This window comes from Bradyrhizobium elkanii WSM2783, from assembly GCF_000472865.1.
In the GTDB taxonomy this organism is placed as follows: Bacteria; Pseudomonadota; Alphaproteobacteria; order Rhizobiales; family Xanthobacteraceae; genus Bradyrhizobium; species Bradyrhizobium elkanii_A.
Genome location: NZ_AXAP01000147.1, coordinates 1 through 10,687, shown reverse-complemented (window position 1 = coordinate 10,687; position 10,687 = coordinate 1). Strand labels below are relative to the sequence as shown.

The following is a 10,687-nucleotide window of genomic DNA, read 5'->3' as shown; positions in this document are numbered from 1 at the left end:
CCATCACAGCGATCCTTCAAGAATCGGCGGCGCCACTTGCCAACGGTGTGTTCATGGATGCCAAGTTCGGCAGCCACAGATTTGCTTGGCAAGCCATCTGCGCACCGTAGGATCGCGCGGCACCGCTCAGATAGCGACCGGGCCACACGATAACGACGAACCTGCCTCTCTAAATATGCTCGCTCTTGCGGACTCAGCACCAACGGCTCGATTGGCCGGCCTCTAACACCTGTATTCGCCACAAGCGCTCTCCTCTACAGAGAATCGAGCCATCATATAATGTGACGAACTTGCGTTCCAGATGACTAGGATCGTCCGACTTTTTCCGCCAAACAGGCTGGGTTACTTGGGAATGCCTTTCGTATTCGCTACCCACATTGGGCACAAGGTGCTCGACAGAGCGGTCAAAGCCTATCGTTCGAATTGTATACCGTCCGCTGTTCGTAGCCGTCCCTATCGTGATCAGTGCGCTGGGTATTGCGGCGGAAAGCGACGACATGGCGCATTATCTCCATACATCAATAGCAAATTGTAGTCGGCTCGATGCGTGATAAAAACATGCCGCTGGTCCCGCCCGCTCGCGATTTAGCAGCCTCGCTTAACGCCGAAGAACGAGCGCGTCTTGACCAAGTCCTTCCGTTTGCCATCGGCGGATCACGCGAAACCGTATACCGCAAGATAGAAAGCTTGCTATCCGCGACGGTAGCCGACGAGCTTATGATCCTCTCGTTCACTTACGATGAGGCCGACCTGCGCAGGTGCGCCGAGATCGTTGCTGATATGTCGTCAGCTTTCGATAGGACTCCAAACCGTTCGAATTCCGTCAGAAGGTACCCGGAAGCCTGAACTGCGCCCGAGCGGATGCAGGTCGAGATCTCCAGTGGCGGCAAGTCCCCTAACTTCCTCATGTAGTAGGCTCCGAAGCTGTAACCAAACCTGCATCACCCACGAATATAATCTCGTCGGATTGCATCAGCGAGGTGACGCGCACACCGAGGGCGCCGGCCGGCGAGGAACTCGGAGATCGCCGGCCTCGATCATCAAACCTATAGGGAGAGAGCAGTGGGACTGTCCTGGCAACAAGGTCCGCTCTCAACGGGAGCATTTGGCCGGTTCCTCGTGCCCGAACCGCTGCCCAAGCGATTGTTGTACGTGGAGCGTTTGCGTCGGCGCATGCGCGTGCGTTTCGCCGGAAGATGGATCGCCGATAGCGAGAATGTCCTGCTGCTCTTCGAGCCCGGCCGCTATCCGGTAGCCTACTTCCCTGAGAACGATGTTTCTCGAAACGTCCTGGAGCGCACCGAGCACACCACCCAACACGCTGATCTCGGACTCACGTCCTGGTACAGCGTCCGGGCGGACGAGCAAAACGCCGTGCCGCGAGGGGCGTGGCAGCACACCAGTCTGCCAGCTCACGCGAGCGAACTGCAGGCACGCGTCGCGTTCGCCTGGCGGGCCATGGACGCGTTCTACGAAGAAGACGAGCGAATCGTGGGCCATGCCGCTGACCCCTACCACCGCATCGACATTCGCCAAGCCTCCCGGAACCTCGTCGTTCGCTATGGCGACCGGATCATCGCCGACACCAAGCGGCCGGTGGTCCTCTACGAGTCCGGTTTCGCGCCGCGCTGGTACGTTCCACGCGCCGACATCGATGAGTCCGCCCTCACTCCCGTGAAACTCCAGACTTTCTGCCCATACAAGGGACTGTGCAGCTACTACAGCATCGGTGACGCACGCCAGGCAGCCTGGTTCTATCCCGATGCCTATCCCGAGGTGCGCCGCATCTCCAACCTGGTGTCGTTCGAACCGGACATCGTCACGGTCCATCTTAACGGCACCCAGCTCCACCTTGAGCCGGGCCAGACCGTGGTTCCGCATGGCCCCGACCGCAACCTCGACGTCACCGAGGTAGTCCGCCCTGCAAACGGCGATGATCGGTCACCCGACAGCGGCCCCGCATCGGCTGCGAGTAGCTAGGAAAACTTCCGGTCCCTATCAATCTCTATCAAAGCGAAGCGGGACATGGCGCGATTACTGTCGGTGAACGTCGGGCTTCCGCGCGATGTCAAGTGGAACGGTCGCACTGTGCACACCGCGATCTGGAAAAATCCGGTAACCGGCCACTGCCGCGTAGGCCGGTTGAATCTGGACGGAGACGGTCAGGGGGACCTGAGCGGCCACGGAGGTGAGCAGCGAGCCGTCTTCGTCTACCAGATCGAATCGTATCGCTACTGGCGGGATCAGCTGAAGCGGACCGACTTCGTCCACGGACAGTTCGGCGAAAATTTCACGATCGATGGGTTGCCCGACGACGCCGTGTGCATCGGCGATCGCTATCAGATCGGCGCGGCGCTGTTCGAGGTCACTCAGCCTCGCGTGACCTGTTATCGCGTGGGCATTCGCACGAACGAGCCACGGATGCCGGCTTTGCTGACATCCAGCGGACGGCCGGGCTTCTACTTCCGCGTCCTGCAGGAGGGCGAGGTGGGCGCCGGCGACGAAATCGTGAAGGTGGGCGAGGCGAACGAGCGAATGACGGTCGCGGAGATCAACGCGCTTCTCTATTCGCCCAATCACCCGCGCGACCGATTGGAGCGCGCCTTGCGCATCGAGGCGCTTTCGCCCGGATGGCGCTGGTCGTTTGAGGCATTACTGCAGAGCCAAACGGCTGCCACGGGGAGTGGCAACGCGGGGCTTGCGCCGGCAGCAGCCGCACATCCCGTCGCACCTGGATTTCGGTCACTCGCCGTCGTGGCGATTGATCAGGAGTCCGCGGACGTGCTCTCCCTGTTGATGCAGGATCCGGACGTTCGGCCGCTGCCGCCGGCTTTGCCAGGTCAGTACGTCGTCTTGCGTCTTCGACCGAACGGCGGCGGCCCGCCACTCTTTCGCAGCTACTCCCTCTCCGGTTCCCCTTCGACGGAGCGCTATCGCATCAGCGTGAAGATCGAGCCGAATGGTGCGGCTGGAACCTACCTGCGCGAGCATCTCCAGGTGGGCGACGTTCTCGAGGTCAGCTCACCGCGTGGAAGCTTCATTCTGGAGTCCGGGGAGCAGCCCGTGGTGTTGCTTAGCGCGGGAATCGGAGCGACGCCCGTTCTGGCGATGCTGCACGCGTTGGCGGAGGCCCGCTCGCCACGTCAAGTCTTGTGGCTGCATACGGCTCGCGACCGACAGCATCATCCGTTTGCCGCCGAAGTCCGCCGCCTCATGCTCGGGCTCGCCCGCAGCCGCAGCTATGTGTGCTACAGCAGGCCGGGCTCGCGCGATAGGATGGGCGAGGACTTCGACGCAGCCGGTCATCTGTCGCAATCGGTCTTCGAGGAGGTCGGCATCCCGCGAGAGGCGGATGTCTACCTCTGTGGGCCGACCCGTTTCATGGCGGACATGAAAGCGGCGCTCGCGGCGTTTGGCATGCCGCCGGAGCGGGTTCATGTCGAGATTTTCAACGGCAGCGAGTCGATGACTCCCGGCGTCGTCGGCGCAGCGATGCGAGCGCCTCATCTGCCGGCGGACGACGCCAACACCGGTCCGCTGGTATCGTTCGCGCGAAGTGGCGTTGCCGCCCACTGGAAGGCGTCAGCCTATCAGAGCATTTTGGAGCTGGCCGAGGCATGCGATGTCCCGGTTCGTTGGTCGTGCCGGACCGGTGTTTGTCACAACTGTGAAAGCGGTTTGGTTTCGGGCGCGGTCGCCTATGGACCGGAGCCACTCGATAAGCCTGCCGATGGCAACGTTCTGGTTTGCTGCTCACAACCGGTTGGTGACGTCGTCATCGACTTATGAACGCCGAGGGCAGCGCATATCGGGTCGAAGACGAGGAGAGAGGTACGATGAACGCGATCAGCGGAGCGGTCCCGAAGTTCTCGGTCGAGGTGATCACGTTGCCGGTGAGCGATGTCGATCGAGCGCTGCGGTTCTATGTCGACCAAGTGGGCTTCGCGCTCGACGTCGATTATTCGCCGAACTACGCGTTCCGCGTCGTGCAGCTCACTCCGCCAGGCTCCAGCTGCTCGATACAGATCGGCAGGGGACTTACCGACGCGCCCGCCGGATCACTTCGCAACGTCTATCTCGTCGTGACCGACCTTGAGGCTGCGCGGAGCCGTCTGCTCGAACGCGGGGTCGCAGTTGGCGCGATCCGCCACAAGACGCCCGTTGATGCCTGGGACGGAAGTTTCGCACCCGGGCTCGACCCCGCGCGCAAGGACTACGCCAGCTTCGCCGACTTCTCGGATCCGGACGGCAACAGCTGGGTGTTGCAGGAACGCGGTTACCGTGATTTCTGAAATGTATGGAGGTTCGGTGTCTCAAGCATCGTTTCGGAAGCTCTAGGTTTCGGCCGTGAAATCTTGCCGTCCTCTCGTTGCTCTCCGGAGATCACAGCGGAATTGCAGCGCGGCTGCTCTGGCGCCTATCGTTCCGACACTTTTGGATGGCTCACTCTCCGAGCGCCGCCAACCATTCGCCAACCGCAATCGGACCGCGCCCGCGTTCGGATCGGGCTCTGGCAGTCTCGAAATCGTCCGTTCTTCTGACCTAACTTCTCAAAGTCTACGGCCCATTCTGGCCACGCGCCCGGTGAACATATTCGTGCAAAGTTTCGTCCGACCTAGCGCGATCACCGTCCGCTCTGCTCTCGAGAGCCGGCGCATCGATCTCTTGCGGAGCTCTCTACGCAAGCGGCTTGACCATTCTAACGGTTCCTCGAGAAGCCAAAATCAGTGCCTAGCCCCAGTCCAACCCATTGTCGCTACCGGCCGGCCCCGGGGTCTGCGGCCTCCATCGAGGACAGGGATCCTGTTAGGCGATTGGTGGTCCCGCAATATCTGCTGGCGATCGCTCGCCTCGGCCCATATCCGATCGATCGTGCCTTGACGTGGCGGTGCGCACCTCCGGGCGGACGTAGATAAGCAGACAGACACAAATCAGGACCATGCCGCCGATCGGGTACTCAAGTGCTACAAGAGCAGCCGAAGCAAAAAGTCCTGTAGTTATGAATGAGCGCACGCGCATGATCTTTCGCGCGTGGGCTGGCACTTCCTCACTTTGAGGCCGGTCGATGGCTTCCATGCACAAGAGCACGTAGGTCGCGTTCACGAATACGAGGACGCCTGCATAGAATGAAACGGGAATTGCAGCGAGCTCCGTTTGCGCGATCCAGGCAGTTGAGAACGGCATAAGCGAGACCGAGAATAAATGGGCAAAGTTTACCCAAATCAGGCGGCCTGTCGCAATGTTTGCGTACTGCAACAGATGGTGATGATTAATCCAAACGATTGCGATGAAGAAATAGCTCACGGCGTAACTCACCGCACTAGGCCACAACGAAATAAGAGCCTTCAGAGTCCAGGCGTGAGGAGCTTTCAATTCAAGTACAAGGATCGTAATGATGACCGCGAATACTGCGTCTGACAACGCGTTCAGCCGGTCCGGCTTCGACTCTCGCGCAATCATCTCTTTCTCCTCTATGTAGTTTCATTCTCGGTTTTGAACCGAGCAAGCTCCAGGGAGTCATTGGTCCATAAGCGGGTAACAGTCGCCTTCCGGCGAAAAAAAACGAGAAGGAGCCTGGAAAGTAAGCGCCGAACGAACGCGATCGATGATGATAGCGTCATCACAGCGCGACACCATTTCCTTAGCCTTGCATTCCACGGTGGCGAGACCATCGTCGAAAATTGGAGCGCCACACAGCATGGTGCCCATCGGAAGTCCATATATCGAGGGGCCTCTTCGAGACCAATCCTACCAGCAAATCGGTCATCGCGCTTCTCATCATGGACTTCATGCGATCTCTCTCGGGCCTGCCACAACGGCGTTGCAGTTGACCAACGCGGTCAGCTTCTTTAACCCTCGATGGATGTTGATCTTAACGAGCGCCGCGGATTGCCCGGTTACACCAGATGCGCGTTCGATGCTAAGCCCCTTCAACTTCACAAGACGGATTACGCTGGCCTCCGCAGGTTTCAGCCGGCCAAGCAGGTCGTCCACCGCGACGGCGCTGATCGCGCTTTCACCGTGATCCTCGATCGGTATCTTGTCGTCGAGCGGTAGTGCGGAGAATCGAGACGCGTCGCGAACACGATCGATCCACTTGTAACGTGCAATCGCCATGGCCCACGCACCGAACGATCTCGGCGGTGCGTATGTATGTCGTTTGGAATGGATCGCGAGAAGAGCATCTTGTCTCGCATCTTCAGATGCGGGGTGCGGAAGTCGCCGTGCGTAGTAACGACGCAGCCAGACGTCCAATTCTCTAATTAGCTGCTCGTAGGCGTGGCTATCACCATCTTGCCCAGCGGCCATCAGCCGCCCCCATCGCCTGAACCGTGCATCAAAGTTTTCGGCCTGCGAAGCTGCTTTTGCCTTTTTGGGCGCGCCAATTAGGAAACCAGGTGACAAGGAGCTTTGTGCAGCTTTGCTACGGCGCTGCGGCAAGGAGGCTCCCGAGGAACCAATGATCCGATCAGGCAAGGCGTTCATTCGCACTGGCTCCTCTCGACCCACTCAAGAAGGGCATTGGCGTCGAACGGCTTTCTGAAAAGGCACTTCGTGCCGACTGAGATGGCTTCTGTGTCCAAGTGCGTCTCAGAGAGGGCCGTAATGAGGATGACTGCTGTCAGGATGCTTTGCTCGCGCAGCTTTCGTGTGAGGGTAAGCGCCATCTTGCTGAGGTCTGCCGGCAACCGGAATTCGCTGATCGTAGGTTGCGAGGAAAAAAAACTTGCCTTCTCACGAGGAAAGCTCGCATCGGCCTTGGTGAGCGGTTCGCCGCTTTCGCTCAGCAATACAGCGCCTCGGCCTGCGCCCGAATAGCCGAGTGCGGCGTTAAGAAGAGCCTTAGCCAGTCCTTCGTAGCTGGTCTCTTTCGAGATCGTCTGAAACGCTTTGGCGATCAGCTCCAATTCTGATGTTTTTACCTCAAACATCATCGCGCGGCGCTCGTGGTAACGGCAGCGACAAAACTTATCAGGCGATTGCTATTTCCGCGCTCGGTACCTCGGCTAAGTCCGCGCACGAGGACGCCGAGATAGCCGAGTGACGAACTTTATCAAGTCCCCACGGTAGTAGAGCTTCTCGTAATCGATCGGTCTAAGCCCTTCGGTATATGAGGTGCGCTCAACCAGAAAGATGGCACTCCCGATTGCTACGCCTAGCGCGCTGGCAACCTCCTCCTCAGCCGTTACAGCTTCCAGCTGGTATTCGGCGTTGATCAAAGGGACACCGTACTTACCCTCAAGCAACGCAAAGATCGGCTCAGCCTCTAAGTCATTCTTGACAATCTTCTTTCCGATCTCCAGCGGCAAATACGTTTCATCGAACGACATTGCCACGCCGTCGGCTATCCGGACGCGCTTGATCCGATAAACCTTAGTGCCCGGCGCTACGCCGAGATGCTGAGCGACTATGTTGCCAGCAACAATGGGTCGCTTGTCAATGAGACGAGCTGTCGGGTTGCGGCCAAGCGCGACCATATCCTCCACGAAACCGCTGAGTTCTGTGAGCTCTTGTCTAACTTTCGGCTCGCTGACAAACGTGCCCCTGCCACGTCGGATTTCGACCAACCCACGAGCCATAAGGTGCTCCACAGCTTTCCGCACAGTCGCTCGGCTGACGCCGAATCGATCGATCAGACCCTCCTCCGAAGGAAGCTGCGCTCCAGGCCTCAAGACGCCGGCAGCAATGTCGGACGCCAGCGCCGACGCGACTTGCGCATAAAGAGGTATAGCGTCAATGCTCAAGCTCACCAGGACATCATGACGTCCGGACGTCCTGTTGTCAACTGTTTGCCTGTAGCCTCGGGTTTTCGGCCGACAGATTTAGGTGCACGCTGCTGGTGAAATACTCTCAATTTGACAGCACAAGTATAACGGTCTCGCGCCTGTCTGTCGGAACAGCGACTTTCGGCAAGCAGACCCAAGAACCCGCAGCCCATGAGATCCTCTCAAAGGCTACAGATGCGGGGGTCGATTTCATCGACACGGACGACGGCTATCCCATCAATTGCGCTTCGCCAGAACGCATGCTCAGGCCGGAAAGCCTGGGAGCGCTCCACACTCGTCTGGATATCCAAGATGCTCGCCGCTGCACAGTCGCCAGGGGCTTCCACCGCTCAGCCATTAGCTGCAGCCGCAACCTAGCGCGTGGTAGGCCGACCGTAGGCCATTGGCCCGCACCTGCGGTTGGCGAGGCCGTTACGCGCAAGGCGGTCGGCCGTCGCGCAAGCGTCTTGTCGACGTCACCGCCAGTTGCCTTTCCTTGCTTTCACGGCAACGTGAGCTCCATGCCTGTAACTGATCTCGGACGGCTGACGAAGTATCGGTCAGAGATGACGCAGGGCGGCGGGAGATGGAGACGCGACACGTAACACGCCGGCAACTCGGCAAGCCTTTCTTGGTTGGCCAATACAGGAGAAGCAAGCATGATCTCGGCGGCATTCCCGTACAAAAAGAAGCGACGAACGGTCCTCGGCAGTGAGATGGCGTATGTGGAGGCGGGAAAGGGCGACCCGGTCGTGCTGCTGCACGGCAATCCCACGTCGTCGTATCTTTGGCGCAACGTGCTACCGCATTTGGAGCCACTAGGCCGCTGCATCGCCCCCGACCTGATCGGCATGGGCGATTCCGACAAATTGCCTGACAGTGGACCCGGCTCGTATCGCTTCGTTGAGCACCGCCGTTACTTGGAAGCCCTGCTCGAGAGTCTGGATGTGCACGAGCGGGTCACTCTCGTCATCCATGACTGGGGGTCAGCGCTCGGCTTCGACTGGGCCAACCGCCACCGCGAAGCTGTGAAGGCTATCGCGTACATGGAGGCGATCGTGGGGCCGCAGAACTGGGACCACTGGGACAAGTTTGGAATGCGAGCCGCCCTGGAGGGGTTGCGTTCCGAGGCCGGCGAGACGATGGTCCTGCGAGACAACTTTTTCATCGAGAAGATCCTGCCGGCGGCCATCCTGCGCACCCTCTCCGCCGAGGAGATGGCGGAGTACCGACGGCCGTTCGCCGAACCCGGCGAGGGACGACGGCCGACGCTGACATGGCCCCGGCAGATCCCCATCGAGGGCCAGCCCGCCGACGTGGCTGCGATCGCAGCCGCTTACGCGGACTGGCTGGGCACGAGCAATGTACCCAAGTTATTCTTGAAGGCCGAGCCTGGCGGGATCCTCGCCCATGGCGCGGTTCTCGACTTGGCCCGCAGCTTCCCGGCGCAGACCGAGGTGACGGTCGCAGGGCGCCATTTCGTCCAGGAGGATTCGCCGGACGAGATCGGGAGGGCCATCGCCGACTGGATGGCGAAGTTATAGAGTGCAATTATCTGAAGATCATCGGACTCTGAACGATTACAGATGCCTCCGGTTGTGCACGTCAAAAAGAACGCGACGTAACTGGCTGACGCTCTAGAAGCCCGAGTTGCGACTGCTCGATTTGGCGTACCTCAAGGGAGCAGGGCGCCCAGCATAACGGCCGCGCGTCGGCCAACTTATCTGGCCATGATTGAACTCCAACACGAACATGCTCAGCCGACGCTGAAGCCAGGGGTGATCTAGAAAACAGGTTTAGATGCCCGACCGATCTCAATTACTTGGCATCCTCGCCGGAGCGGGGGGGGGGAGCGCAATAGCAATCGGAAATATGGAGGCGTTCTCCATTGAGAGCACATTTCCGCTCTTCGCGATTCCATTCGCGACATCGATCGTGACCGTGCTAGGCTCACCAAAAGCAGAACCGGCGCAACCCCGCGCGCTTATCGGCAGTCATCTTGTCTCCACGCTGGCGGGACTACTGGTTGTGAAATTATGCGGCCCCGCGCTGTGGGCCGCCGCCGTCGCAGTTGGTCTGGCAATCGTGGCAATGCATCTGACCGGCACGTTTCATCCGCCCGCCGGCATCGATCCGCTGGTCGTTGTGGTCGACAACATGTCCTGGAGCTTTCTGGTCGTGCCCGTTGGCATAGGCGCCATGCTGCTCGCGACGTTTGCTTTTGCTTGGAACAATATCCTCACGCGATACGCTAACGGAGGCCATGGCTGGCCCGCCCGGTGGTGGTGACCTTCACATGCCTTATTGCGGCGAAAGGTGATGCCAAATGTCGCCTAACGATCTCGCAAGCTAAGCCGCCGCTTTTGGTTCTTGAGACATGTCATTGGGTGGTGTCACTCGAAGGTCTGATCGAAGAACCGTGCCACATTGGATCGTCCGGCTTCTGTTAGCTACGGGCTGTTGCCGAGTAGCGGCGCCAGAGCCGCCGAGGCCCTGATCTTTCGGTGTAGATTCGACACGAGTGTGTCCATTAGGCTCTTGTGTGGTAGCTTCGCAGCCGCGCATACAATTTAAACGAGCCTTTACAGCAGGCATCCAGGCATCGGCTAATGGCCCATCTGTTTGCCGCGAGTCATCCGGGAGCTATGGCCGAAATTGGGTGATGGGGCCGATCAGGCGGCGCGGTTAGCTGGCGTCGTCGATTCTGCGACGCCGTCGGTAAATTTGACGCCGGCAATGACCCTTGGCAACTGATTTTCGCCCTTCAGCCGGCGCCAGGTTTTGGCGGCGCTCATGACGAGCTTGAAGACCATGAGCCTTGCCGTCTTGTGCGACAGGCTTCCCTTGGAGCGGACGGTCCGGTGGCGGACTGTGGCGAAGACGCTTTCGATCGGGTTGGATGTGCGCAGGTGGTCCCAATG

11 protein-coding genes and 1 pseudogene are annotated in these 10,687 nt (G+C 59.6%); 5 read left to right on the top strand and 7 right to left on the bottom strand.

Features of this window, described 5'->3' with window-relative positions; translation table 11 throughout:
- Positions 1–242 (bottom strand): helix-turn-helix domain-containing protein (locus YY7_RS59760; RefSeq protein ID WP_196237449.1); only part of this gene is annotated, 242 nt, incomplete at its 3' end.
- Positions 243–1,062: 820 nt separating this feature from the next.
- On the opposite strand from YY7_RS59760, the gene YY7_RS55800 reads away from it, so the two are divergent.
- Genes YY7_RS55800 through YY7_RS0147835 form a run of 3 tightly spaced genes read left to right on the top strand, consistent with a single transcriptional unit; the run spans position 1,063 to position 4,292 of the window.
- Positions 1,063–1,980: a DUF427 domain-containing protein gene (locus YY7_RS55800; RefSeq protein WP_035693013.1), complete on the top strand. Its 918-nt coding sequence runs from the start codon at positions 1,063–1,065 to the stop codon at positions 1,978–1,980.
- A 45-nt stretch (positions 1,981–2,025) separates the two neighbouring features.
- Positions 2,026–3,789, top strand: a complete 1,764-nt coding sequence (locus YY7_RS0147840; RefSeq protein WP_028169183.1) for an MOSC and FAD-binding oxidoreductase domain-containing protein — start codon at positions 2,026–2,028, stop codon at positions 3,787–3,789.
- Between the two features lie 47 nt (positions 3,790–3,836).
- Complete coding sequence (locus YY7_RS0147835) at positions 3,837–4,292, top strand: VOC family protein (RefSeq protein ID WP_035693022.1); 456 nt, start codon at positions 3,837–3,839, stop codon at positions 4,290–4,292.
- A gap of 514 nt (positions 4,293–4,806) precedes the next feature.
- On the opposite strand, the gene YY7_RS55795 is transcribed toward YY7_RS0147835, so the two are convergent.
- From YY7_RS55795 to YY7_RS0147810, 5 genes are all read right to left on the bottom strand, one after another.
- Positions 4,807–5,460: a TMEM175 family protein gene (locus YY7_RS55795; RefSeq protein ID WP_080664194.1), complete on the bottom strand. Its 654-nt coding sequence runs from the start codon at positions 5,458–5,460 to the stop codon at positions 4,807–4,809.
- Positions 5,461–5,517: 57 nt separating this feature from the next.
- Positions 5,518–5,709, bottom strand: coding sequence for a hypothetical protein (locus tag YY7_RS0147825; RefSeq protein WP_028169181.1), 192 nt, complete (start codon positions 5,707–5,709; stop codon positions 5,518–5,520).
- Positions 5,710–5,787: 78 nt separating this feature from the next.
- Entirely contained in the window at positions 5,788–6,486 is a 699-nt protein-coding gene (locus YY7_RS55790) for a sigma-70 family RNA polymerase sigma factor (RefSeq protein WP_245287693.1), read from the bottom strand.
- Positions 6,483–6,935, bottom strand: coding sequence for a hypothetical protein (locus tag YY7_RS57355; RefSeq protein ID WP_051397348.1), 453 nt, complete (start codon positions 6,933–6,935; stop codon positions 6,483–6,485). The genes YY7_RS55790 and YY7_RS57355 overlap by 4 nt, the downstream gene beginning before the upstream one ends.
- Before the next feature lie 72 nt (positions 6,936–7,007).
- The gene (locus tag YY7_RS0147810; protein ID WP_028169180.1) at positions 7,008–7,751 is read right to left on the bottom strand and encodes a GntR family transcriptional regulator; all 744 of its coding nucleotides are present in this window, start codon (positions 7,749–7,751) and stop codon (positions 7,008–7,010) included.
- A 674-nt stretch (positions 7,752–8,425) separates the two neighbouring features.
- Between YY7_RS0147810 and YY7_RS0147805 the strand changes: the two genes are divergently transcribed.
- Together YY7_RS0147805 and YY7_RS55780 are read left to right on the top strand one after the other, a co-directional pair.
- Entirely contained in the window at positions 8,426–9,310 is an 885-nt protein-coding gene (locus tag YY7_RS0147805; protein ID WP_028169179.1) for a haloalkane dehalogenase, read from the top strand.
- Between the two features lie 256 nt (positions 9,311–9,566).
- Positions 9,567–10,055: an HPP family protein gene (locus YY7_RS55780; RefSeq protein WP_080664192.1), complete on the top strand. Its 489-nt coding sequence runs from the start codon at positions 9,567–9,569 to the stop codon at positions 10,053–10,055.
- 383 nt (positions 10,056–10,438) lie between these two features.
- Here YY7_RS55780 and YY7_RS55775 read toward each other — a convergent pair.
- Positions 10,439–10,687, bottom strand: a pseudogene (locus YY7_RS55775) (IS256 family transposase); the annotation flags it as partial.